The following is a 23408-nucleotide window of genomic DNA, read 5'->3' on the forward strand; positions in this document are numbered from 1 at the left end:
ATGTCCCTCAGTCGTGTCACAGTCACCGCGGTGCGTAACCTGCACCCGGTGACCTTCTCCCCTTCCCCCCGCATCAATATCTTGTACGGCGCCAACGGCAGCGGAAAAACCAGCGTGCTTGAAGCCATTCACTTGTTGGGGCTGGCGCGTTCGTTTCGAAGCGTGCGGCTCAATCCGGTAATTGCCCACGAGCAACAGAGCTGTACAGTTTTTGGCCAGGTCGAGCTGGCTGAGGGCGGGCACAGCGCGCTGGGTATCTCCCGGGACCGGCAAGGGGAGTTTCAAATTCGGATCGACGGCCAGAACGCACGCAGTGCGGCGCAGCTGGCCGAGATCCTGCCGCTGCAATTGATCAACCCGGACAGCTTCCGCTTGCTGGAAGGCGCCCCCAAGATCCGCAGGCAGTTTCTCGATTGGGGTGTGTTCCATGTGGAACCGCGCTTCATGTCGACCTGGCAGCGGCTACAGAAGGCCCTGCGGCAGCGGAACTCATGGCTGCGGCATGGTACACTCGACGCCGTTTCACAAGCGGCCTGGGACCGGGAACTGTGCCTGGCCAGTGCCGAAATTGATGAATACCGCCGCGCCTACATCAAAGCCTTGAAACCAGTCTTTGAGCAGACCTTAAGCGAGTTGCTACAACTCGAAGGCTTAACGCTGAGCTATTACCGTGGTTGGGACAAAGACCGTGAGCTGAGTGCCGTACTCGCCGCGTCCGTCCACCGGGACCAGCAAATGGGTCACACCCAGGCCGGACCACAACGTGCTGATTTGCGCCTTAAGTTGGGCTCAAACAACGCAGCAGAGATCCTGTCGCGGGGGCAGCAGAAGTTAGTGGTCTGTGCATTGCGTATTGCTCAAGGGCACTTGGTTAGCCAGGCCCGACGCGGCCAATGTATTTATCTGGTGGATGATTTGCCGTCCGAGCTGGACGAGCAGCATCGCAACGCCTTGTGTCGCTTGTTGGAAGACTTACGCTGCCAGGTATTTATTACCTGTGTAGATCACGAATTATTGAGGGAAGGCTGGCAGACGGAAACGCCAGTTGCCCTGTTCCACGTGGAACAGGGCTGTATCACCCAGACCCACGACCATCGGGAGTGAAGGCATTGAGCGAAGAAAACACGTACGACTCAACGAGCATTAAAGTGCTGAAAGGCCTTGATGCCGTACGCAAACGTCCCGGTATGTACATTGGTGACACCGACGATGGCAGCGGTCTGCACCACATGGTGTTCGAAGTAGTCGACAACTCCATCGACGAAGCGCTGGCTGGCCATTGCGACGACATCACCATCACCATCCACCCGGATGAATCCATCACCGTGCGCGACAACGGCCGCGGCATTCCGGTAGATGTGCATAAAGAAGAAGGCGTTTCTGCAGCGGAGGTCATCATGACCGTGCTGCACGCTGGCGGTAAATTCGATGACAACTCCTACAAAGTATCCGGCGGCCTGCACGGTGTAGGTGTGTCTGTTGTAAACGCCCTTTCCGAATTGCTGGTACTGACTGTACGTCGTAGCGGCAAAATCTGGGAACAGACCTACGTTCACGGCGTTCCTCAAGCTCCGATGGCTATCGTTGGCGAGAGCGAGACCACCGGCACCCAGATCCATTTCAAGCCGTCTGATCAGACCTTCAAAAATATCCACTTCAGCTGGGACATCCTGGCCAAGCGGATTCGTGAACTGTCCTTCCTGAACTCCGGTGTCGGCATCGTCCTCAAGGATGAGCGCAGCGGTAAAGAAGAGCTGTTCAAGTACGAAGGCGGTCTGCGTGCATTCGTCGATTACCTGAACACCAACAAGACTCCGGTCAACCAGGTGTTCCACTTCAGTGTTCAACGTGAAGACGGCATCGGCGTAGAAATCGCCCTGCAGTGGAACGACAGCTTCAACGAGAACCTGTTGTGCTTCACCAACAACATTCCGCAGCGCGATGGCGGTACGCACCTGGTGGGCTTCCGCTCTGCCCTGACGCGTAACCTCAACACTTACATCGAAGCAGAAGGTCTGGCCAAAAAGCACAAGGTCGCCACCACTGGTGATGACGCCCGTGAAGGCCTGACCGCGATCATCTCGGTGAAAGTGCCGGATCCGAAGTTCAGCTCCCAGACCAAAGACAAGCTGGTTTCTTCTGAAGTGAAGACCGCTGTTGAACAGGAAATGGGCCGCTTCTTCTCCGACTTCCTGCTGGAAAACCCGAACGAAGCCAAGCTGATCGTCGGCAAGATGATCGACGCGGCACGTGCCCGTGAAGCAGCACGTAAAGCCCGTGAAATGACCCGTCGTAAAGGCGCGCTCGACATCGCAGGCTTGCCGGGCAAACTGGCCGACTGCCAGGAAAAAGATCCGGCGCTGTCCGAACTGTACCTCGTGGAAGGTGACTCTGCTGGCGGTTCCGCCAAGCAGGGACGTAACCGCCGTACCCAAGCGATCCTGCCGTTGAAAGGCAAGATTCTTAACGTTGAGAAAGCGCGTTTCGACAAGATGATCTCTTCGCAAGAAGTGGGCACCTTGATCACTGCACTGGGTTGCGGTATTGGCCGCGACGAGTACAACATCGAAAAACTGCGTTATCACAACATCATCATCATGACCGATGCTGACGTCGACGGTTCCCACATCCGTACCCTGCTGCTGACCTTCTTCTTCCGTCAGCTGCCGGAACTGATCGAGCGTGGCTACATCTACATCGCTCAGCCGCCGTTGTACAAAGTGAAAAAGGGCAAGCAAGAGCAATACATCAAAGACGACGAGGCCATGGAAGAGTACATGACCCAGTCGGCCCTTGAAGATGCGAGCCTGCACTTGAACGAAGATGCCCCTGGCATCTCCGGAGAAGCGCTGGAGCGTCTGGTACACGACTTCCGCATGGTAATGAAGACGCTCAAGCGTTTGTCGCGCCTGTACCCACAGGAGCTGACCGAGCACTTCATCTACCTGCCGGCCGTTACCCTCGAGCAGTTGGGCGACCACGCTGCCATGCAGGAATGGATGGTGAAATACGAAGCCCGCCTGCGTCTGGTCGAGAAGTCGGGCCTGGTCTACAAGGCCAGCCTGCGCGAAGATCGCGAGCGTAATGTCTGGTTGCCGGAAGTCGAACTGATCTCCCACGGCCACTCGACCTTCATCACCTTCAACCGAGACTTCTTCGGCAGCAACGACTACAAAACCGTTGTGACCCTGGGCGCTCAACTCAGCACTCTGCTGGACGAAGGCGCTTACATCCAGCGTGGCGAGCGCAAAAAAGCCGTGACCGAGTTCAAGGAAGCACTGGACTGGTTGATGGCCGAAAGCACCAAGCGTCATACCATCCAGCGCTACAAAGGTCTGGGTGAAATGAACCCGGATCAGCTCTGGGAAACCACGATGGACCCAAGCGTGCGTCGCATGCTGAAAGTCACCATCGAAGACGCGGTCGGTGCCGACCAGATCTTCAACACCTTGATGGGCGACGCCGTAGAACCGCGCCGTGAATTCATCGAGAGCAACGCACTGGCAGTGTCCAACCTGGACTTCTGATGGTGTAGCGAGCAGTACAAAAAAAGCCAACGCTTAGCGTTGGCTTTTTTTATGGGAAAAAATCCTGTGGCGCCAATAACAGTCCATGCTCAGTTACACAAAATTCCAGCAAAGATCCCCACTACCCGTTGCCTTACAGATTTGTGCAAGGTGCACCGGGTGCTGATCCAGTCGCTGGGTTGCAGCGACTTTTGCGGGTCATGCAGTTGGGGAAGCGCAATACCCGTCCCGGCACTTTTGAGGGGGCAGTGCAAAAACGCACAAGCCATGGGCGAAATCACGCGTTTCAAACTCGGAATTAATCAATACGATGGTGCAGGACAAGAACAATAAAAAGGTGATGCATGACATCAGCCAGCAAGGTGTACGACTTTATCGTGGTGGGCGCCGGACCTGCGGGTTCAGTGCTGGCGAATCGGCTGTCTGCCGATCCCCGTCATAGCGTGCTGCTGCTCGAAGCGGGCGGCCAGGATAACTACCCGTGGATTCACATCCCCGTGGGCTACCTCTATTGCATTGGTAACCCGCGTACCGACTGGTGCTTCAAAACCGAGGCCCAGGCCGGTTTGCAAGGCCGCAGCCTGAGTTATCCACGGGGCAAGGTGCTGGGGGGCAGTTCGTCGATCAACGGCATGATTTATATGCGTGGCCAGTCGAGCGATTACGACCGCTGGGCCGAGCTGGGCAATCCGGGCTGGGCCTGGAAAGACGTACTGCCGCTGTTCAAACGCAGTGAAAAACACTTTGCCGGCAACTCGGATTTGCACAGTGCTGACGGCGAGTGGCGGGTCGAGCAACAGCGCTACTCGTGGCCGATTCTGGATGCGTTCCGTGATGCCGCCGAGCAAAGCGGCATTGCCACCGTTGACGATTTCAACGGCGGCGACAATCAGGGCTGTGGATATTTTCAGGTTAACCAGCGGGCCGGTGTGCGCTGGAATGCTTCCAAGGCATTTTTACGGCCAGTACTCAAACGGCCTAACCTGACCGTATTGACCGATGTGCAGGTCGACAAAGTCGTACTTGATCAAGGTCGCGCCACCCGGGTCAACGCCCGCAGGCAAGGTATCGAACAGGCCTTTACCGCCCGTCGCGAAATCATCCTGTGTGCAGGCTCCATTGGTTCTCCGGGTATCTTGCAGCGCTCGGGCATCGGCCCTCGCCCGCTCCTGGAAAGCCTGGGGATAACTGTGCAGCACGCACTGCCCGGCGTCGGCGGTAACCTGCAGGACCACCTGCAACTGCGTCTGATCTTCAAACTGACCAGGGCGCGCACCCTTAACCAGGTGGCCAATAGCCTGTGGGGCAAGATCGGCATGGGCCTGCGATATGCCTACGACCGCAGTGGTCCACTGGCCATGGCACCGAGTCAATTGGGGGCTTTCGTCAAATCCGCTGCGGATCAACCTTCGGCCAACCTGCAATACCATGTGCAGCCGCTGTCCCTTGAGCGTTTTGGCGAGCCGCTGCACAGCTTCCCGGCTTTCACCGCTTCGGTGTGCAACTTGCGCCCCAAAAGCCGTGGCCGGGTTGATATCCGCTCGGCCAACCCGGACGACGCGCCGCTTATCGATCCCAATTACCTGAGCCACCCCGATGATCTAAAGGTCGCGGCAGATGCCATTCGCATGACCCGCCGCATCGTGGCCAGCCCTGCCCTGCAAGTCTTTTCACCCGAGGAATACCTCCCGGGTCAGGCGTTGCAGACCGAGCAGGAGCTCTATGAGGCTGCCGCGCGCATCGGCACCACGATCTTTCACCCGGTGGGCACTTGCCGCATGGGGCAGGACGCAGACGCGGTGGTCGATGCCGAGCTGCGGGTACACGGGGTGCCAGGCTTAAGGGTGGCAGACGCGTCGATCATGCCCCTCATCGTTTCAGGCAATACCTGCTCACCAACCTTGATGATTGGCGAAAAGGCCGCGCAGCTGATTCTTGCGGCGCCTGTTCACACACGAGAAACAGAAAACACCCGCACACAAGCAGCACCGGTCGCCTGAATGCGATCGTGGTTTCGGACGCAGTCATCCGCAACCGACAGTGGACAACAACAATAATCACTGTGGCCCCATTCATGGGGCTGAGGGCATTGCACATGTCAGACTCAATTGCACAACAGGCTGTTTCTGCCAAGGGAACAACCGGCCGTGAAGAACGAAAGATCATTTTTGCGTCATCCCTCGGGACGGTTTTCGAGTGGTATGACTTTTTCTTGTATGGCGCTTTGGCGACCGTTCTCAGCAAACAGTTTTTTGCCGGGGTCAACGACACCACAGCGTTCATTTTTGCCTTGATGGCCTTCGCCGCCGGCTTTCTGGTGAGACCCTTCGGTGCATTGGTATTTGGCCGGTTGGGCGACATGATCGGGCGTAAATACACCTTCCTCATGACCATCATTCTGATGGGTTTATCGACCTTTGCCGTGGGGCTGCTACCCACTTACACCAGCATCGGCATTGCGGCACCGATCATGCTCGTGCTGTTACGCATGCTCCAGGGGCTGGCGCTGGGCGGTGAATACGGCGGCGCGGCGACCTACGTGGCGGAGCACGCAGCGCCCGGCAAACGCGGTTTCAATACCAGCTGGATTCAATCAACTGCCACCCTGGGGCTGCTGCTGTCGCTGGTGGTGGTACTGAGCTGCCGCTACCTGACCGGTGACCAGTTTGAAGTCTGGGGCTGGCGCCTGCCGTTCCTGCTGTCCATCGTGCTGCTGGGCATCTCGACCTGGATCCGCATGAGCATGCATGAGTCCCCGGCCTTCGTAAAAATGAAGGCTGAAGGTAAAACCAGTAAATCGCCGATCCGGGAATCGTTCGGCAAGTGGGAAAACCTCAAGATCGTGCTGATTGCACTGTTCGGCATCAACGCCGGCCAGGCTGTGACCTTTTACACGGCACAGTTTTACGTACTGTTCTTCCTTACCCAGATGCTCAAGATGGACCCGGCCCAGGCCAATATGCTGCTCATCATCAGTGTGGTTATCGGCGCCCCGTTCTTTATCTTTTTCGGCTGGCTGTCGGACCGCGTAGGTCGTAAACCCATTCTGATGCTCGGGCTATTGCTGGCCACGGTGCTGTATTTCCCGCTGTTCAAAGGCCTGAGCCACTATGCCAACCCGCAAATCGATACGGCCAGCCGTCAGTCGCCGATTGTAGTGATGGCTGACCCGGCAACCTGCACCTTCCAGTTCGATCCGGTGGGTAAGGCGCGTTTTGACAGCCCCTGTGACAAGGTCAAGACCTTCCTGGTCAAACAGGGCCTGCCTTACACCTCCCAGGCCGTGGCGCCGGGCACTGATGTCCAGGTGTCGGTGGGTGAGACGCAGATCAAAGGCTTTGACGAAGCGGCCATGCGCGCTGCGATCAACGAAGCGGGCTACCCCGCCAAGGCAGATCCGAGTGCGGTCAACCAGCCGATGGTGGTGCTGATGATGGTTCTGCTGACGCTCATCGCAACCATGACCTACGGCCCACTGGCTGCAGTGATGGTGGAACTATTCCCGACCCGGATCCGCTACACCTCCATGTCCCTGCCGTATCACATTGGCAATGGCTGGTTCGGCGGCTTTTTGCCCACCGTCTCCTTTGCCCTGGTGGTCTACACCGGGGATATCTTCTACGGGCTGTGGTACCCGGTGGTGATCACCGGGGTCAGCCTAGTAGTGGGCATGCTGTGCCTGAAGGAAACCCGAAACGTGGATATCGACAAGATATAAACGGCGATTACCCTGCAGGAGCGACGCTCGATTGCTTGCGAGCCCTTGAAAAGCTCGCTCCTACACAGGACAGGTATATGTCAGGCACAAAAAAACCGGCTAATCAGCCGGTTTTTTTAGTGCCTGGAAAAACTTATGCACGTTTTTCATTGAAAAGTCATGCCGCGAAATAAGTATATAAATCATTAAGTTACGGATGTTTTATGAAGATAATCCAAAACTTGTGCACAAGTTATCCACAATTCGCCTGGTCTGTGGTTGCAGTGGGTGCCGTCACCGGTGGCAGTGAACCCATTTCGCGCTGAGTGCTCTCGTTCCAGGCTTGCACCCGGTCATTGAGCTCTGCAATTGCCCGGGGCCCAGTGCCATTGGCGTACATCGGTTCGCCAATCACCAGCTCAATGGTGCCGGGTTTTTTCGCCCAGCCTGTCTTGGGCCAGTATTTGCCGGCATTGTGGGCTATCGGCAATACCGGCAACTCGGCGTTTACGGCCAGTGCGGTACCGCCTCGGGAAAACTTGCCCACCTGACCGAATGGCACACGTGTGCCTTCCGGAAAGATTAGCACCCAAATGTTGTCCTTGAGCAGCTCGTCGCCCTTTTTGGCGATGTGCTTGAGCGCCGCCTTGGGGTTGTCGCGGTCAATGGCAATCGGGCGCAGCATCGCCATCGCCCAGCCAAAGAACGGTACATACAGCAGCTCGCGCTTGAGTACCTGACTCAACGGCTGAAAGTAGGCCGAGAGAAAAAACGTCTCCCAGGTACTTTGATGGTTGGCCAGGATCACGCAAGGCTGTTGCGGAATATTTTCAGCACCCTTCACTTCAACCTGAATGTTAAGAAACACCCGGGTCAGCCACAGAGCGCAGCGGCACCAGTACACGTTAATAAACCGGTAACGCGCACGAAACGGCAGGAACGGGGCGACAAAAAAGCTCAGTGAGCACCACAGCAGGGCGCTGGTGCCCAGCAGCAGGTAAAAGAAGAAGGTTCTGATGGCCTGCAGTATCGACATAGCGACTTTTACCGTTGCGGATAAAGCACCGCTTAACCGGCCTGCACCTAGGGTTCAGGCGGGTGTTCGGGGGTGCTTTATTTGTGGATAAGTTCTGCGGCAACTGCCGCCAGATCGTCAAATATTAGGGTATTGACCGGTAACTTCTTGGCCAAAGTCAGCAGGCCTTTTCCGGTCTTTACCAAAACTGGCTGAGAATCGACGGCTTGTGCGGCCTGCAAGTCACCCAAACTGTCGCCGACAAACCAACATTCGGCCAAATCAGCACCGTAATGCTCGGCAATGGTCTGCAACATGCCCGGTTTTGGCTTGCGGCAAGCGCAACCCTCGTCGGGGCCGTGAGGGCAGTAAACAATCAAGCCGACCTCGCCACCCTGCTCGGCCACGAGCGCCCGTAAACGCTCATGCATGGCCTCCAGGGTCGCGACGCTGTAGTAGCCGCGGGCAATGCCGGACTGGTTGGTCGCTACCGCGACGGTCCAGCCCGACTTGCTCAACTGCGCAATGGCCTCGATCGCGCCAGGGAGCGGGAGCCACTCCTCGACAGACTTGATGTAAGCGTCGGAGTCATAATTGATCACTCCGTCCCGATCGAGAATCAGCAGTTTCAACAGTAAACCCCTTAGCCCAGCAGCGAAATGTCGGCAACGCCCAGGAACAGACCGCGCAAGCGCGCCAGCAGTGCATAGCGGTTAGCCCGCACACTCGGGTCTTCAGCGTTGATCATGACCGCTTCAAAGAACGCATCCACAGGCTCGCGCAACGATGCCAGACGTGTCAGCGCTTCGTTGTACTGGCGGGCAGCTGCCATTGGCTGTACTGCTTCGTCGGCTTTCTGGATGGCCGAGAACAGCGAGAACTCACTGGCATTATCGAAATAACGCGCCTCGACATGGGTCGAAACCGTGCCTTCAACTTTGCTCAGCAGGTTCGATACGCGCTTGTTCACCGCGGCCAGGGCGGCGGCTTCCGGCAATTGACGGAAGGCCTGTACTGCTTGCACACGCTGATCGAAGTCCAGTGCCGAGGTCGGGTTCAACGCACGTACCGAAAGGTAAGTGGCGACGTCCACGCCTTCATCTTCGTAACGCGCACGCAGGCGGTCGAAGATGAACTCCAGCACCTGGTCAGCCAGGCCGGCCGACTTGATCTTGGCGCCGAATGCGCTGACAGCGAAGTTCACCGCTTCGGTCAGGTCGAGGTCGAGTTTCTTGTCGATCAGTATCCGCAAGATACCCAGCGCTGCACGACGCAGTGCATAGGGGTCTTTGCTACCGGTAGGCAGCATGCCGATGCCGAAAATACCGACCAGGGTGTCGAGCTTGTCAGCAATGGCCACTGCCGCGCCGGTCAGTGTACCCGGCAACTCGGCGCCAGCACCGCGTGGCATGTACTGTTCGTTCAATGCCAGCGCAACATCCTGCGGCTCGCCATCGTTGAGGGCGTAGTAGTAACCGGCAATGCCTTGCATCTCCGGGAACTCGCCGACCATTTCAGTGGCCAGGTCGCACTTGGACAGCAGGCCGGCACGGGCTGCGCGCTGTGCGTCGCCACCAATGCGCGGAGCAATCAACGCTGCCAGCTTGGAAACCCGCACCGCCTTGTCGTAAACGCTGCCCAGTTGCGCCTGGAACACTACGTTTTGCAGGCGCAGGTTGAAGCTTTCCAGAGTCTGCTTCTTGTCTTGCTTGAAGAAAAACTCGGCGTCGGTCAGGCGCGGGCGAACCACTTTCTCGTTACCCGAGACGATCTGCTGCGGGTCTTTGCTCTCGATGTTGGCCACAGTAATGAAACGCGGCAGCAACTTGCCATCAACGTCCAGCAGGCAGAAATACTTCTGGTTGTCCTGCATGGTGGTGATCAGGGCTTCTTGCGGCACATCGAGGAAGCGCTCTTCGAAAGAGCACACCAGCGGTACCGGCCATTCAACCAGCGCGGTCACTTCGTCCAGCAGGGCTGGCGGCACGATTGCGGTACCTTCCTGCATGGTTGCCAGTTCGGCCACACGCTTGGAAATCAACTCGCGACGCTCGTTGAAATCCGCCAGCACGTGGGCTTGGCGCAGGTCTTCGAGGTAGTTGGCCGGAGCGCTGATGCGCACACTTTCCGGGTGGTGGAAGCGGTGACCACGGGAGTCGCGCCCGGATTTCTGAGCCAGGATCGTGCAGTCGATGACTTCATCGCCCAGCAACATCACCAGCCATTGGGTCGGACGCACGAACTCGACCTTGCGGGCACCCCAGCGCATGCGCTTGGGAATAGGCAGATCGTTCAGCGAGTCTTCAACGATGGTCGGCAGCAGGCTGGCGGTCGGCTTGCCGACGATGACCTGGCTGAAACGCAGTTTTGGACCGCTCTGATCGATTTCGCTCAGTTCAACGCCACATTTCTTGGCAAACCCGAGGGCCGCCTGGGTCGGGTTACCTTCAGCATCGAAGGCGGCCTGGCGTGGCGGGCCGTCGATGTTGATGCTGCGATCCGGTTGCTGGGTTTCGAGCTGAGTCAGCAGCACGGCCAGACGACGGGGCGCGGCGTAAACTTTTTTCGCGCTGAATTTCAAACCTGCGCTTTGCAGGCCTTTTTCAATCCCGGCCAGGAAAGCTTCGGCCAGGGTATTCAGGGCTTTTGGCGGCAGTTCTTCAGTGCCCAGTTCAACCAGAAAATCTTGAGCACTCATTGTGCAGCCTCCAACTTAGCCAACACTTCATCACGCAAATCAGGTGGAGCCATCGGGAAGCCGAGCTTGGCGCGGGCTTCGAGATACGCCTGGGCCACCGAGCGCGCCAGGGTCCGCACACGCAAGATGTACTGCTGGCGTGCAGTGACCGAAATGGCCCGGCGCGCATCCAGCAGGTTGAACGTGTGGGATGCCTTGAGCACCATCTCGTAGCTTGGCAGCGGCAGCGGTTGATCGAGCTCGATCAGACGCTTGGCTTCGCTTTCATAGAAATCGAACAGTTCGAACAGTTTGTCGACGTTGGCGTGTTCGAAGTTGTAAGTCGATTGCTCGACTTCGTTCTGGTGGAACACGTCGCCGTAGGTCACTTTGCCGAACGGGCCGTCAGTCCATACCAGGTCGTAGACTGAATCCACACCCTGCAGGTACATCGCCAGACGCTCGAGGCCGTAGGTGATTTCGCCGGTTACCGGGTAGCACTCGATGCCGCCTACTTGCTGGAAGTAAGTGAACTGCGTGACTTCCATGCCGTTGAGCCAGATTTCCCAGCCCAGACCCCAGGCGCCCAGTGTCGGCGATTCCCAGTTGTCTTCCACGAAACGAATGTCGTGCACCAGCGGATCCAGGCCGATGTGCTTCAGCGAGCCCAGGTACAGCTCCTGAAAATTAGGCGGATTGGGCTTGAGTACTACCTGGAACTGGTAGTAATGCTGCAGACGGTTCGGGTTTTCGCCGTAGCGGCCGTCAGTCGGACGACGACTGGGCTGCACATAAGCGGCGTTCCAGGTTTCCGGGCCCAGAGAGCGCAGAAACGTGGCGGTATGGAATGTGCCGGCGCCCACTTCCATATCGTAGGGCTGAAGCACCACACAACCTTGCTCGGCCCAGTATTGCTGGAGGGCGAGGATCAAGTCTTGGAAGGTACGCACTGCTGGCGTAGGCTGGCTCACAAATTCACCTGTTTCTTGGGCTGCGATTTAAAGAGCGGGAGTATACCCGATTCGGTCGCGCCTCCACCCCTTGGAGCCTATATGCCACGTTGTTTCTGGTGTCCAGAAGACCCGCTGTATGCGGCGTACCACGATCAAGAGTGGGGCGTGCCGTTGCGCGACGCGCATGGGCTCTTCGAGTTGTTATTGCTCGAAGGGTTCCAGGCCGGTTTGTCCTGGATCACTGTTCTGCGCAAACGCGAGCACTATCGCAAGGTCATGTTCGGCTTTGATGTGCAGCGTCTGGCAGCCATGACCGATGCCGAAATCGAGGCCTTGATGCTCGATCCCGGGATTATCCGTAACCGCCTGAAAATTACCGGGGCAAGGCGTAACGCCCGGGCCTGGCTGGCGCTGGATAACCCGGTCGAGTATCTATGGTCCTTTGTGGGCGGCAAACCGAAGATCAACCACTTCACTGAACGCCATGAGTTTCCGGCCGTCACCGCCGAGGCTGAAGCCATGAGCAAAGGGTTGAAAAAAGCCGGATTCACGTTCGTCGGACCGACCATTTGTTATGCCTTCATGCAGGCCAGTGGCATGGTCATGGATCACGCCACCACCTGTGACCGCTACGCTCAGCTGGCGAACGGCGGTTAGAATGCTGCCCAATACAGACCTGCAGGAGCGAGCTTGCTCGCCCCTGCAGAAAACGTTTTTTTAAAGAGAAAACCCTGTGGAAAAGTTTAAAGGCGCCCTGCTGGTCGGGGCTCTGCGGTTATTCGCCATGCTCCCGTGGAGTGCGGTTCAACGGGTCGGCTCCGGTATCGGCTGGCTAATGTGGAAACTGCCCAATCGCTCGCGCGAGGTGGTGCGCATCAACCTGGCCAAATGCTTCCCCGAGATGGACCCGGTGGCCCGTGAACAACTGGTGGGACAAAGCCTCAAGGATATCGGCAAGAGCCTGACCGAGAGCGCTTGCGCCTGGATCTGGCCCGCCCAGCGTTCGATTGACCTGGTGCGTGAAGTCGAAGGCCTGGACGTGCTCAAGCAGGCCCTTGCCTCAGGTAAAGGTGTCGTCGGCATCACCAGCCACCTGGGCAACTGGGAAGTGCTCAACCACTTCTATTGCAGCCAGTGCAAGCCGATCATTTTCTACCGTCCACCCAAGCTCAAGGCGGTAGACGAACTGTTGCGCAAGCAGCGCGTGCAGCTGGGCAACCGCGTGGCCGCGTCGACCAAAGAAGGCATTTTGAGTGTCATCAAGGAAGTGCGCAAAGGGGGGCAGGTAGGCATTCCGGCAGATCCGGAACCCGCTGAGTCGGCCGGTATTTTCGTGCCATTCCTCGGCACCATGGCCCTGACCAGCAAGTTCGTGCCGAACATGCTGGCGGGTGGCAAAGCGGTGGGGGTATTCCTGCACGCATTGCGCCTGCCGGACGGTTCGGGTTTCAAGGTGATTCTCGAGGCGGCCCCTGAAGCCATGTACAGCACCGACACTGAAACTTCGTGTGCAGCCATGAGCCAGGTGGTGGAGAAGTATGTACGGGCTTACCCGAGCCAGTACATGTGGAGCATGAAGCGCTTCAAAAAGCGTCCGCCTGGCGAGGCGCGCTGGTACTAGGGCGTTAGACCGCTGTATCTGTAGGAGCGAGCTGTGCGAAGGGCTCGCGAGCAAGCTCGCTCCTACGCAGATCAGTGGTGTTAAAGCTGTTTATCCAGCTTCTTCAAAAACACGGTCATTTCTTTCTCGGCCTGTTTGTCGCCATGGGCACGGGCTGCCTCAAGCCCCTGCTCCCACGCCGTGCGGGCCGCCCCGCGATCCCCTGCCGCCAGATGCGCCTTGCCCAGCAATTTCCAGGCCGCGGAATATTTGGGATCAAACCCCACACAGCGCTGTAAATGCTCCGCCGCCTTGAGGTTTTCCCCAAGGTCGAGATAACCCTTGCCCAGGCCGAAGCGCAGCAGTGAGTTATCCACACCCTTGGCCAGCATTTTTTCCAGTGATTCGAGCATCCGTGACTCCTTAGAAAAAACTCAGGCCCACGTGGAACAGCTTCTCCACGTCGCGAATATGCTTTTTATCCACAAGGAACAAAATCACGTGGTCGCCGGCATTGATCACAGTGGAGTCGTGGGCAATCAGCACTTCTTCGTCGCGAATGATTGCGCCGATCGTGGTGCCCGGCGGCAAGTGGATTTCGCCGATCCGGCGGCCAATCACTTTGCTCGACTTCGAGTCACCGTGGGCAATCGCTTCGATGGCCTCCGCTGCGCCCCGGCGCAATGAGTGCACGCTGACAATGTCGCCACGCCGCACGTGGGCCAGCAAGGTGCCGATGGTCGCCAGTTGCGGGCTGATGGCGATGTCGATTTCACCGCCCTGGATCAGGTCCACGTAGGCCGGGTTGTTGATGATGGTCATCACCTTCTTCGCGCCCAGGCGTTTGGCCAGCAGCGAGGACATGATGTTGGCCTCGTCGTCGTTGGTCAGGGCCAAAAACAGGTCGGCATCGGCGATGTTCTCTTCGAGCATCAAGTCGCGATCCGAAGCGCTGCCCTGCAGGACTACGGTGTTGTCCAGGGTATCTGACAGATACCGGCAACGCGCCGGGTTCATCTCGATGATCTTGACCTGATAACGGTTTTCAATGGCTTCGGCCAGGCGTTCGCCGATCTGCCCGCCACCGGCAATCACAATGCGTTTGTAGCTTTCATCGAGGCGGCGCATTTCGCTCATCACTGCGCGAATGTTGGCCTTGGCGGCGATGAAAAACACTTCATCGTCTGCCTCGATGACCGTGTCGCCCCGGGGCGTAATGGGACGGTCACGTCGGAAAATTGCCGCTACCCGCGTATCCACATTCGGCATGTGTTCGCGTAACTGGCGTAACTGCTGGCCGATCAGAGGGCCGCCGTAGTACGCCTTGACCGCCACCAGCTGGGCTTTGCCTTCGGCAAAGTCGATAACCTGCAATGCGCCGGGGTGTTCGATCAGGCGCTTGATGTAGTTGGTCACCACTTGCTCGGGACTGATCAACACGTCCACCGGGATCGCGTCGTTATCGAACAGTTCGCCGCCCCGTGTCAGATAGGCGGCTTCACGTACCCGGGCGATTTTGGTCGGGGTGTGAAACAGGGTGTAGGCCACCTGGCACGCCACCATGTTGGTTTCGTCACTGTTGGTCACTGCCACCAGCATGTCGGCATCATCGGCCCCGGCCTGACGCAGCACATTGGGCAGCGAGGCGCGGCCCTGAATAGTACGAATGTCGAGCCGGTCGCCCAGATCCCGCAGGCGATCGCCATCGGTATCGACCACGGTAATGTCGTTGGCTTCGCTGGCCAGATGCTCGGCCAGCGAGCCGCCGACCTGACCTGCGCCGAGGATGATGATTTTCATGCCGTCAGTCCTTTGTCGATTAGCCGCGGGCGGCTGCGATCTTGATCAGTTTGGCGTAATAGAAGCCATCGTGCCCGCCCTCCTGGGCCAGCAACTGGCGGCCATGGGGCTGCTTGATGCCGAACTGACCGGCGATATCCAGCTCCCGCGCACCCGGCGTACGGGCCAGGAACGCCTCGATCACCTCGGTGTTTTCGGTCGGCAACGTCGAGCAGGTGGCGTAGAGCAGGATGCCGCCGACTTCCAGGGTTGGCCACATCGCGTCCAGCAATTCACCTTGCAGGGTGGCGAGTGCGGCAATGTCGTCCGGTTGGCGGGTCAGCTTGATGTCCGGGTGACGACGAATCACCCCGGTCGCCGAGCACGGTGCATCGAGCAGAATGCGCTGGAAAGGCTTGCCGTCCCACCAGGTGGCGGTGTCACGGCCATCGGCAGCAATCAGTTCGGCGCTCAGGCCCAGACGCTCAAGGTTTTCCCGTACCCGTACCAGGCGCTTGGCTTCCAGATCCACCGCCACCACGCCGGCCAGTTCTGGCTCGACCTCAAGAATGTGGCAGGTCTTGCCGCCCGGGGCGCAGCAGGCATCGAGAACCCGTTGGCCCGGCGCCAGGTCCAGCAGGTCGGCGGCCAGTTGTGCGGCTTCGTCCTGCACGCTGATCCAGCCTTCGGCAAAGCCCGGCAGGTTGCGTACATCGCAGGGTTCAGCCAGCACAATGCCGTCCTGGCTGAACACGCAGGGCTGAGCTTCGATACCGCTCTCGACCAGCAGTTGCAGGTAGGCATCACGGGTTTTATGGCGCCGGTTGACCCGCAGAATCATTGGTGGATGCGCGTTGTTGGCGGCGCAAATGGCTTCCCATTGTTGCGGCCAGAAAGCTTTCAGGGATTTTTGCAGCCAGCGCGGGTGTGCGGTACGCACCACCGGGTCGTGCTCCAGCTCGGTCAGCAGGGCTTCGCTCTCGCGTTGTGCATTACGCAGCACGGCGTTGAGCAGGGCTTTGGCCCAGGGTTTTTTCAACTTGTCAGCACAGCCCACGGTTTCGCCAATGGCGGCGTGGGCCGGAATGCGGGTGTATAGCAGTTGATACAGACCCACCAGCAGCAGCGCCTCGACATCGGCGTCGGCCGCCTTGAACGGCTTTTGCAGCAGCTTGTTGGCCAGCGCCGACAAGCGTGGCTGCCAGCGGGCAGTACCGAATGCCAGATCCTGGGTCAGGCCGCGATCACGGGCCTCAACCTTGTCCAGTTGCAGCGGCAACGAGCTGTTGAGTGATGCTTTGCCGTTCAGTACTGCAGTCAGTGCCTTGGCGGCGGCCAGACGAGGATTCATTGCGCGCTTTCCGTTTGACCGAGGGTAATGCCGACGGCGAATTTCTCACGGCGACTGTTGAAAAAATCGCTGAAGTTCAGCGCTTTGCCGCCGGGCAATTGCAGACGTGTCAGGCACAACGCGCCTTCACCGCAGCCGACGATCAGGCCGTCTTTGCTCGCTGCGAGGATTTGTCCCGGTGCGCCCCGGGCGTCGGCGACAGTGGCGGCCAGTACTTTCAGAGCTTCGCCATTGAGTGTGCTGTGGCAAATCGGCCACGGATTGAAAGCCCGAACCAGACGCTCCAGCTCCACTGCCGGGCGGCTCCAGTCGATGCGCGCCTCGTCTTTATTCAGCTTGTGGGCGTAGGTGGCCAGACTGTCGTCCTGCACTTCGCCTTGCAGCGTGCCTGCTGCCAGGCCTGCGATTGCTTCAATCACCGCAGGTGGGCCCAGTTCGGCCAGACGGTCGTGCAGGCTGCCACCTGTGTCTGCACCGGTGATCGGGGTGACGGTCTTGAGCAGCATCGGGCCGGTGTCCAGACCCGCCTCCATGCGCATCACGGTCACGCCGCTTTCGCTATCGCCGGCCTCGATGGCCCGCTGAATCGGCGCCGCCCCGCGCCAGCGTGGCAGCAAGGAGGCATGGCTGTTGATACAGCCCAGGCGCGGAATATCCAGCACCACTTGCGGCAGGATCAGACCGTAGGCCACCACCACCAGCAAGTCGGGCTTGAGGGCTGCCAGCTCGGCTTGAGCCTCGTGAGCCCGCAGCGTGGGCGGCTGCATGACAGCGATGTGGTGTTCCAGCGCCAGTTGCTTGACCGGGCTCGGCATCAGCTTTTGCCCGCGCCCGGCCGGGCGATCCGGCTGGGTGTAGACCGCGACGATCTCGTAAGGGCTGTCGAGCAGCGCCTTGAGGTGTTCCGCGGCGAATTCCGGGGTGCCGGCAAATACGATGCGCAGTGGCTCAGTCATGAATTACTCACTTGGAATGGGGGGGCGGGAGTAATCCCGATAGATGCCTGTAGTCGCTGTCGAGGTACGAGGCTGCGATCAGGTTCGACGCAGCTCTCGTCAATCACTCAACTTCGGTATGCCAGGCACTTGGGAATAGCTGGCTTTACGGGCTCTGCCCGATCGCAGCCTTAGCGCCTGGGCAGCGACTACAGAATTGAGATAAGGACTATCAAGCGTTCTGGCGGTGCAGTTTTTCCAGCTTCTTCTTGATCCGGTCACGCTTGAGCGTAGACAGATAATCGACGAACAGCTTGCCATTGAGGTGGTCGCATTCGTGCTGGATGCACACGGCCAGCAGGCCTTCGGCGATCATTTCGAAAGGTTTGCCGTCACGGTCCAGCGCCTTGATTTTTACCCGCTGCGGGCGGTCAACGTTTTCGTAGTAACCCGGTACCGAGAGGCAGCCTTCCTGATACTGGCCCATCTCGTCGGTGAGCATTTCAAGCTCGGGGTTGATCAGCACCAGCGGTTCGCTGCGGTCTTCGCTCAGGTCCATGACGACAATGCGTTTATGCACGTTGACCTGAGTCGCGGCCAGGCCAATGCCCGGCGCCTCGTACATGGTTTCAAACATGTCATCGATCAACTGACGGACTTCGTCGTCCACAACCGCCACGGGTTTGGCGATGGTGCGCAGACGCGAGTCTGGGAATTCGAGGATGTTTAAAATAGCCATAAGTTTGATTGATGCACTGTGTGAAAGATTCAAAAACGGTTGTCAGGTGGTCCTGAGGACATCGGGCAACCTGTGCAAAACGTCTCCTTCAGAGATAGCCCGCTCGGGCTCTGGCGTTTCACGCGAACGCACATAATAAAGGGATTCAGCAACGGATGAAACGACTAGCTGCCGGGCTGCCCGCGACTGGCCCGGGCCAGGGTGTGTCGCAGTTTGAAACCTATGGCCGCCGGCTCTGCCAGTCACTTCACTAAAATTGGGTTTCCACGTGCTGTTTCAAGGGCAGTCCGGCCGTTCAGGAGGGTCTTTCCGGGCGTTTTCCAAACAACTTGTCAACAGACTTATCCACAGGTTGTGCTGTCTTTGAAGGCGCTGAAATCGATCAAGGATGATCCCATGCCGCTGCCTGAAATTTCCCCTGCCGAACTCGAAGCCCGCCTGCGTTTACATCGTTTGCCCGAGGTCGGGCCCCGGCGTTTTTACACCCTGCTCAGTGCATTCGGTTCGGCCAGCTCGGCGCTGAGCGCGCCCGCCAGTGCCTGGTCCGCCCTGGGGTTGCCGGCGGGCTGTGCCCAGGCCAGGCGCAGCCCGCAAGTTCGTGACGGTGCCAGCGCTGCATTGCGCTGGCTTGAGAGCTCCAGCCAGCATGTGCTGCTGCACGACCGGGCAAATTATCCGGCCCTGTTGGGGGAACTCAGCGATGCGCCACCGTTGCTGTTCGTGGCGGGAGATCCGGGCATTCTGGAAAAACCGCAATTGGCGATGGTCGGTAGCCGACGTGCATCAAGGCCGGGTCTGGACACTGCTGCGGCCTTTTCCCGCTGTCTGGCCGGGGCCGGATTTGTGATTACCAGCGGGCTGGCGGCGGGCATCGATGCTGCTGCACATGAAGCGGCGCTGGGCATTGGCGGGCAGACTGTGGGGGTGTTGGGCACCGGCCTGGAAAAACTTTATCCACAGCGCCATCGCGCCCTGGCCGATGCGATGATTGCCAGTGGCAGCGCGGTGGTTTCGGAGTTCCCTCTGGACGCCGGGCCACTGCCGGCCAACTTCCCGCGCCGTAACCGCATTATCAGCGGCTTGTCGCTGGGGGTACTGGTGGTCGAGGCCAGTGTCGCCAGCGGTTCGCTGATCACTGCCCGGCTGGCCGCCGAACAGGGGCGTGAGGTTTACGCGATGCCGGGTTCTATCCACCATCCGGGCGCACGGGGCTGTCATCAACTGATTCGCGATGGCGCCACCCTGGTGGAAACCGTCGAGCACATTCTGGAGCAGCTGCGTGGCTGGCGCTCGATGCCGATTACCACTACGGATCAGCTCGCGTCAGTCTGTCATCCGTTAGTGCAATTGTTGCAGGCAGCGCCTCACACCAGCGAAGCCCTGGTCAGCGCCAGCGGTTGGGACTTGCCCCGATTGCTCGCCGCGTTGACCGAACTGGAGCTGGAGGGGCATGTGGTGCTGGAGGGGGGGCGTTGGTTTGCTCGCCCCAGCTAAGTACACTGCGCACAGCACATATCCGGAGACATTCAATGATCAGCACCTGGCGCGTCCAACAAGCGGCAAGAGCCATTCGCGCAGGCGCGGTGATCGCCTATCCAACCGAAGCTGTTTGGGGTTTGGGATGCGACCCGTGGGACGAAGAAGCAGTTGAGCGTTTGCTGGCTATCAAGTCGCGACCTGTGGATAAGGGCCTGATTCTGGTGGCCGACAACATTCATCAGTTCGACTTTCTGTTTGAGGATTTCCCGCAGAAATGGCTCGACCGCATGGCCAGTACCTGGCCGGGGCCCAATACCTGGCTGGTGCCGCATCAGGGCCTGTTGCCGCAATGGATCACCGGTGTGCACGACACCGTGGCCTTGCGAGTGAGCGATCACCCCCAGGTGCGCGAATTGTGTTCGCTGGTGGGGCCGATCGTTTCGACTTCAGCGAACCCTGCGGGATTGCCTGCTGCGCGCACGCGGTTGAAGGTTGAGCAGTACTTTCGTGGGCAGGTCGACCATGTATTGGGCGGTAATCTGGGCGGACGGAAAAATCCGAGCCTGATCCGTGATTTGGCTACCGGCAAGGTCGTACGCCCGTCTTAACAAACCTGTAGCAGCGCCCCAGACTCTGTAGGAGCGAGCTTTTCCTCGAAATCGCTAAAAGCTCGCGAGGCAAGCTCGCTCCTACAGATGGGAGCTCGCTCCTACAGGGGGGTGGGGGGATCAAGGCACCAGAATGGTCGACCCGGTGGTGCGACGTGCCGACAATTCGGTCTGCGCCTTGGCCGCGTCACTCAGCGCAAAACGCTGGCTGATGTCGATCTGGATTTTGCCACTGCGGATCATCCCGAACAGCTCATCGGCCATCGCTTGCAGCTTTTCAGGGCTGCTGGCGTAGCTCGCCAGGGTCGGGCGGGTCACGTACAGCGAGCCCTTCTGCGACAAGATCCCCAGGTTCACCCCGGTCACCGCGCCCGACGCATTGCCAAAACTGACCATCAGCCCCCGTGGTGCCAGGCAGTCGAGTGAGGTAAGCCAGGTGTCTTTGCCAACGCCGTCGTACACCACCGGGCATTTTTTGCCGTCGGTCAGTTCCAGCACCCGGCGGGCTACATCTTCATGGCTGTAGTCGATGGTTTCCCATGCGCCCAGTGCTTTGGCGTGGGCGGCCTTTTCTGCCGAGCTGACAGTGCCGATCAACTTCACGCCCAGGGCTTTTGCCCATTGGCAGGCAATCGACCCGACGCCACCCGCGGCGGCGTGGAACAGAATGGTTTCACCGCCTTTGAGTTCGTAGGTCTGGCGCAGCAAGTATTGGGTGGTCAGCCCTTTGAGCATTACGCCAGCGGCTTGCTCAAACGAAATGTCCTCAGGCAGCTTCACCACATTGGCGGCAGGCAATACATGCAAGTCGCTGTACGCGCCCAGCGGTCCGGTGCCGTAAGCCACACGATCGCCGACTTTAACGTTGTGCACTTCACTGCCTACCGCATCGACAATGCCTGCACCTTCATTGCCCAGCCCGGACGGCAGCTCGGGTAGCGGGTACAAGCCGTTTCTGTAATAGGTATCGATGAAGTTGAGGCCGATGGCCTGGTTGCGTACGCGCACTTGCAGCGGGCCCGGCTCTGCGGGCTGGTAGTCGACATACTCAAGTACTTCCGGTCCGCCGTGGTTCCGAAACTGGATACGCTTAGCCATCTGCACTGTCCTTGCTGAATTGACGAGGCCACTATCCAACGCCTAAGCGTGATCTTCGTCAACTGCGGTGAAGCTGGGTGCGGTGTTATGCTAGCGGCCTTTGCCGCCGGCCCCGCTCTGAATGATGTGCCGCGTCGCTTGGCCCGATTTAAGGTGATGTCATGACTACCCGCACCGAGGCTGTAAAAGCCTACCTGCTCGACCTTCAAGACCGCATTTGCGCTGCCCTGCAGACTGAAGACGGTGGCACCCCGTTCGTCGAAGACGCCTGGGAGCGCCCGGCAGGCGGTGGGGGTCGCACCCGTGTGATGGAAAACGGCAACCTGATTGAAAAAGGCGGGGTTAACTTTTCCCACGTATTTGGTAGCGGCTTGCCGCCTTCAGCCAGCGCCCATCGCCCGGAACTGGCCGGACGTGGTTTTGAAGCCCTGGGTGTGTCGCTGGTGATCCATCCGCACAACCCCCATGTGCCGACGTCCCACGCCAACGTACGCTTTTTCATTGCCGAAAAAGAAGGCGAAGAGCCGGTGTGGTGGTTTGGCGGCGGCTTTGACCTCACCCCCTACTACGCCGTTGAAGAAGACTGCGTGCACTGGCACCGGGTGGCCGAACAGGCCTGCGCACCCTTTGGCGCAGACGTGTACCCGCGCTACAAGGCCTGGTGCGACAGCTACTTTCACATCAAGCACCGCAACGAGCCCCGCGGTATCGGCGGCCTGTTCTTTGATGACCTGAACCAGTGGGACTTCGACACCTGCTTTGCCTTTATTCGCGCCATTGGCGACGCCTATATCGACGCCTATCTGCCGATTGTTCAACGCCGCAAAAACGACGAATACACGGTCAAGCAGCGTGAGTTCCAGGAGTTTCGCCGTGGCCGCTACGTCGAGTTCAACCTGGTCTATGACCGTGGCACCCTGTTCGGCCTGCAATCAGGCGGCCGTACCGAGTCGATCCTGATGTCGCTGCCGCCGCAAGTTCGCTGGAGTTACGACTGGAAAGCCGAACCTGGCAGCGAAGAAGCACGTCTTACCGACTATTTTCTGCAAGATCGTGACTGGCTGGCATTGTCCGGGGAACCTGTCTGATGGACAGTTACGTGGTTTTTGGCAACCCGATTGCCCACAGCAAATCCCCGGTACTGCACCGACTGTTTGCCGAGCAGACTGCCCAGTCCATGCAGTACGAGACCTTGTTGGCGCCGCTGGATGATTTTGCTGGCTGTGCTTCGGCGTTTTTTCGCCAGGGTCGCGGCGCCAACGTCACGGTGCCCTTCAAGGAAGACGCCTACCGTCTGGCCAGCAGCCTTACGCCGCGGGCGCAAAGGGCTGGCGCAGTCAACACCCTGAGCAAACTGGCTGACGGCACATTGCTGGGTGACAACACCGACGGCGCGGGGCTGGTGCGTGATTTGACGGTAAATGCGGGCTTCAGTCTCAAGGGCAAACGCATTCTGCTGCTGGGCGCCGGGGGTGCAGTAAGGGGTGCCCTCGAACCGTTACTGGCCGAGCAGCCGGCGTCGGTCACCATAGCCAATCGCACGGTAGAAAAAGCCGAAGTACTGGCCGAACTGTTCAGCGATCTGGGACCAGTGGCCGCCAGCGGCTATGACTGGCTGCGCGAACCGGTCGACCTGATCATCAATGCCACCTCGGCCAGCCTGGCCGGAGAATTGCCGCCGATTGCCAGCAGCCTGATCGAGCCGGGTAAAACCCTGTGCTACGACATGATGTACGGCAAGCAGCAGACGCCGTTTTGCGCGTGGGCGGTCGAGCACGGCGCGGGTCAGGTCATGGACGGTCTGGGGATGCTGGCCGAGCAGGCGGGCGAAGCGTTCTTCCTGTGGCGCGGAGTGCGCCCGGATACGGCGCCGGCACTGGCTGAACTGCGCCGGTTACTGGCGCTGTAACCGCCACCCCAATCCTGTAGGAGCGAGCTTGCTCGCGAGCT

At 59.1% G+C, this 23408-nt stretch carries 20 protein-coding genes; 10 read left to right on the plus strand and 10 right to left on the minus strand.

Annotation, left to right across the window (positions count from 1 at the left end; genetic code table 11):
* The 4 genes from recF (at window position 1) to FEZ21_RS03590 (ending at window position 7245) form a co-directional block, all read left to right on the plus strand.
* A complete protein-coding gene (gene recF, locus FEZ21_RS03575; protein ID WP_003437976.1) occupies window positions 1-1104 on the plus strand; it encodes a DNA replication/repair protein RecF in 1104 nt (367 codons plus the stop codon).
* A gap of 5 nt (window positions 1105-1109) precedes the next feature.
* Window positions 1110-3527 (plus strand): DNA topoisomerase (ATP-hydrolyzing) subunit B, encoded by a 2418-nt coding sequence (gyrB, locus tag FEZ21_RS03580; RefSeq protein ID WP_003437974.1) that lies wholly within the window; start codon window positions 1110-1112, stop codon window positions 3525-3527.
* 344 nt (window positions 3528-3871) lie between these two features.
* Window positions 3872-5527, plus strand: coding sequence for a GMC family oxidoreductase (locus tag FEZ21_RS03585; protein ID WP_160626464.1), 1656 nt, complete (start codon window positions 3872-3874; stop codon window positions 5525-5527).
* A 95-nt stretch (window positions 5528-5622) separates the two neighbouring features.
* Window positions 5623-7245, plus strand: a complete 1623-nt coding sequence (locus tag FEZ21_RS03590; RefSeq protein WP_003437971.1) for an MFS transporter — start codon at window positions 5623-5625, stop codon at window positions 7243-7245.
* 232 nt (window positions 7246-7477) lie between these two features.
* On the opposite strand, the gene FEZ21_RS03595 is transcribed toward FEZ21_RS03590, so the two are convergent.
* The 4 genes from FEZ21_RS03595 to glyQ all read right to left on the minus strand — a co-directional run bounded on the left by FEZ21_RS03595 (window position 7478) and on the right by glyQ (window position 11887).
* Window positions 7478-8260: a 1-acyl-sn-glycerol-3-phosphate acyltransferase gene (locus tag FEZ21_RS03595; RefSeq protein WP_003437968.1), complete on the minus strand. Its 783-nt coding sequence runs from the start codon at window positions 8258-8260 to the stop codon at window positions 7478-7480.
* 77 nt (window positions 8261-8337) lie between these two features.
* Window positions 8338-8874, minus strand: coding sequence for a D-glycero-beta-D-manno-heptose 1,7-bisphosphate 7-phosphatase (gene gmhB / locus FEZ21_RS03600; RefSeq protein WP_029612713.1), 537 nt, complete (start codon window positions 8872-8874; stop codon window positions 8338-8340).
* 8 nt (window positions 8875-8882) lie between these two features.
* Window positions 8883-10937: a glycine--tRNA ligase subunit beta gene (gene glyS / locus FEZ21_RS03605; RefSeq protein WP_003437966.1), complete on the minus strand. Its 2055-nt coding sequence runs from the start codon at window positions 10935-10937 to the stop codon at window positions 8883-8885.
* Complete coding sequence (glyQ, locus tag FEZ21_RS03610; RefSeq protein WP_003437964.1) at window positions 10934-11887, minus strand: glycine--tRNA ligase subunit alpha; 954 nt, start codon at window positions 11885-11887, stop codon at window positions 10934-10936. Before glyQ ends, glyS begins: the two co-directional genes overlap by 4 nt.
* 81 nt (window positions 11888-11968) lie before the next feature.
* Between glyQ and FEZ21_RS03615 the strand changes: the two genes are divergently transcribed.
* Together FEZ21_RS03615 and FEZ21_RS03620 are read left to right on the plus strand one after the other, a co-directional pair.
* The gene (locus tag FEZ21_RS03615; protein WP_003437962.1) at window positions 11969-12526 is read left to right on the plus strand and encodes a DNA-3-methyladenine glycosylase I; all 558 of its coding nucleotides are present in this window, start codon (window positions 11969-11971) and stop codon (window positions 12524-12526) included.
* Window positions 12527-12602: 76 nt separating this feature from the next.
* Window positions 12603-13490, plus strand: a complete 888-nt coding sequence (locus tag FEZ21_RS03620; RefSeq protein WP_003437960.1) for a lysophospholipid acyltransferase — start codon at window positions 12603-12605, stop codon at window positions 13488-13490.
* Window positions 13491-13570: 80 nt separating this feature from the next.
* On the opposite strand, the gene FEZ21_RS03625 is transcribed toward FEZ21_RS03620, so the two are convergent.
* The 5 genes from FEZ21_RS03625 to def form a co-directional block, all read right to left on the minus strand.
* Window positions 13571-13882 (minus strand): hypothetical protein, encoded by a 312-nt coding sequence (locus FEZ21_RS03625; protein ID WP_160626466.1) that lies wholly within the window; start codon window positions 13880-13882, stop codon window positions 13571-13573.
* Window positions 13883-13892: 10 nt separating this feature from the next.
* The gene (trkA, locus tag FEZ21_RS03630) at window positions 13893-15269 is read right to left on the minus strand and encodes a Trk system potassium transporter TrkA (protein WP_003437955.1); all 1377 of its coding nucleotides are present in this window, start codon (window positions 15267-15269) and stop codon (window positions 13893-13895) included.
* A 19-nt stretch (window positions 15270-15288) separates the two neighbouring features.
* On the minus strand, window positions 15289-16599 hold the full coding sequence (rsmB, locus tag FEZ21_RS03635) for a 16S rRNA (cytosine(967)-C(5))-methyltransferase RsmB (protein WP_003437953.1): 1311 nt from the start codon (window positions 16597-16599) through the stop codon (window positions 15289-15291).
* Window positions 16596-17555 carry a methionyl-tRNA formyltransferase gene (fmt, locus tag FEZ21_RS03640; protein ID WP_160626468.1) on the minus strand — a complete coding sequence of 320 codons (960 nt, stop codon included), beginning with the start codon at window positions 17553-17555 and terminating at the stop codon, window positions 16596-16598. Before fmt ends, rsmB begins: the two co-directional genes overlap by 4 nt.
* Window positions 17556-17766: 211 nt before the next feature.
* Window positions 17767-18273, minus strand: a complete 507-nt coding sequence (gene def, locus FEZ21_RS03645) for a peptide deformylase (protein ID WP_003437949.1) — start codon at window positions 18271-18273, stop codon at window positions 17767-17769.
* Window positions 18274-18669: 396 nt separating this feature from the next.
* Between def and dprA the strand changes: the two genes are divergently transcribed.
* Together dprA and FEZ21_RS03655 are read left to right on the plus strand one after the other, a co-directional pair.
* Entirely contained in the window at window positions 18670-19767 is a 1098-nt protein-coding gene (dprA, locus tag FEZ21_RS03650; protein ID WP_037001082.1) for a DNA-processing protein DprA, read from the plus strand.
* 35 nt (window positions 19768-19802) lie between these two features.
* Window positions 19803-20360 (plus strand): L-threonylcarbamoyladenylate synthase, encoded by a 558-nt coding sequence (locus FEZ21_RS03655; protein WP_010656728.1) that lies wholly within the window; start codon window positions 19803-19805, stop codon window positions 20358-20360.
* Window positions 20361-20480: 120 nt separating this feature from the next.
* On the opposite strand, the gene FEZ21_RS03660 is transcribed toward FEZ21_RS03655, so the two are convergent.
* Window positions 20481-21458 carry an NADPH:quinone reductase gene (locus tag FEZ21_RS03660; protein WP_003437943.1) on the minus strand — a complete coding sequence of 326 codons (978 nt, stop codon included), beginning with the start codon at window positions 21456-21458 and terminating at the stop codon, window positions 20481-20483.
* Between the two features lie 161 nt (window positions 21459-21619).
* On the opposite strand from FEZ21_RS03660, the gene hemF reads away from it, so the two are divergent.
* Window positions 21620-22546, plus strand: a complete 927-nt coding sequence (hemF, locus tag FEZ21_RS03665; protein ID WP_003437941.1) for an oxygen-dependent coproporphyrinogen oxidase — start codon at window positions 21620-21622, stop codon at window positions 22544-22546.
* On the plus strand, window positions 22546-23367 hold the full coding sequence (aroE, locus tag FEZ21_RS03670; RefSeq protein WP_003437938.1) for a shikimate dehydrogenase: 822 nt from the start codon (window positions 22546-22548) through the stop codon (window positions 23365-23367). Before hemF ends, aroE begins: the two co-directional genes overlap by 1 nt.
* The last annotated feature ends 41 nt before the right edge of the window (window positions 23368-23408 follow it).

Origin of the sequence: Pseudomonas sp. 9.1(2019) (assembly GCF_009910445.1) — a bacterium.
In the GTDB taxonomy this organism is placed as follows: Bacteria; Pseudomonadota; Gammaproteobacteria; order Pseudomonadales; family Pseudomonadaceae; genus Aquipseudomonas; species Aquipseudomonas paraversuta.

Coding starts and splice junctions, on each gene's coding strand:
- recF (WP_003437976.1), top strand. CDS start 1: ATGTCCCTCAGTCGTGTCACAGTCACCGCGGTGCGTAACCTGCACCCG.
- FEZ21_RS03585 (WP_160626464.1), top strand. CDS start 3,872: ATGACATCAGCCAGCAAGGTGTACGACTTTATCGTGGTGGGCGCCGGA.
- FEZ21_RS03590 (WP_003437971.1), top strand. CDS start 5,623: ATGTCAGACTCAATTGCACAACAGGCTGTTTCTGCCAAGGGAACAACC.
- FEZ21_RS03595 (WP_003437968.1), bottom strand. CDS start 8,260: ATGTCGATACTGCAGGCCATCAGAACCTTCTTCTTTTACCTGCTGCTG.
- glyS (WP_003437966.1), bottom strand. CDS start 10,937: ATGAGTGCTCAAGATTTTCTGGTTGAACTGGGCACTGAAGAACTGCCG.
- FEZ21_RS03615 (WP_003437962.1), top strand. CDS start 11,969: ATGCCACGTTGTTTCTGGTGTCCAGAAGACCCGCTGTATGCGGCGTAC.
- FEZ21_RS03625 (WP_160626466.1), bottom strand. CDS start 13,882: ATGCTCGAATCACTGGAAAAAATGCTGGCCAAGGGTGTGGATAACTCA.
- trkA (WP_003437955.1), bottom strand. CDS start 15,269: ATGAAAATCATCATCCTCGGCGCAGGTCAGGTCGGCGGCTCGCTGGCC.
- rsmB (WP_003437953.1), bottom strand. CDS start 16,599: ATGAATCCTCGTCTGGCCGCCGCCAAGGCACTGACTGCAGTACTGAAC.
- fmt (WP_160626468.1), bottom strand. CDS start 17,555: ATGACTGAGCCACTGCGCATCGTATTTGCCGGCACCCCGGAATTCGCC.
- def (WP_003437949.1), bottom strand. CDS start 18,273: ATGGCTATTTTAAACATCCTCGAATTCCCAGACTCGCGTCTGCGCACC.
- dprA (WP_037001082.1), top strand. CDS start 18,670: ATGCCGCTGCCTGAAATTTCCCCTGCCGAACTCGAAGCCCGCCTGCGT.
- FEZ21_RS03655 (WP_010656728.1), top strand. CDS start 19,803: ATGATCAGCACCTGGCGCGTCCAACAAGCGGCAAGAGCCATTCGCGCA.
- FEZ21_RS03660 (WP_003437943.1), bottom strand. CDS start 21,458: ATGGCTAAGCGTATCCAGTTTCGGAACCACGGCGGACCGGAAGTACTT.
- hemF (WP_003437941.1), top strand. CDS start 21,620: ATGACTACCCGCACCGAGGCTGTAAAAGCCTACCTGCTCGACCTTCAA.
- aroE (WP_003437938.1), top strand. CDS start 22,546: ATGGACAGTTACGTGGTTTTTGGCAACCCGATTGCCCACAGCAAATCC.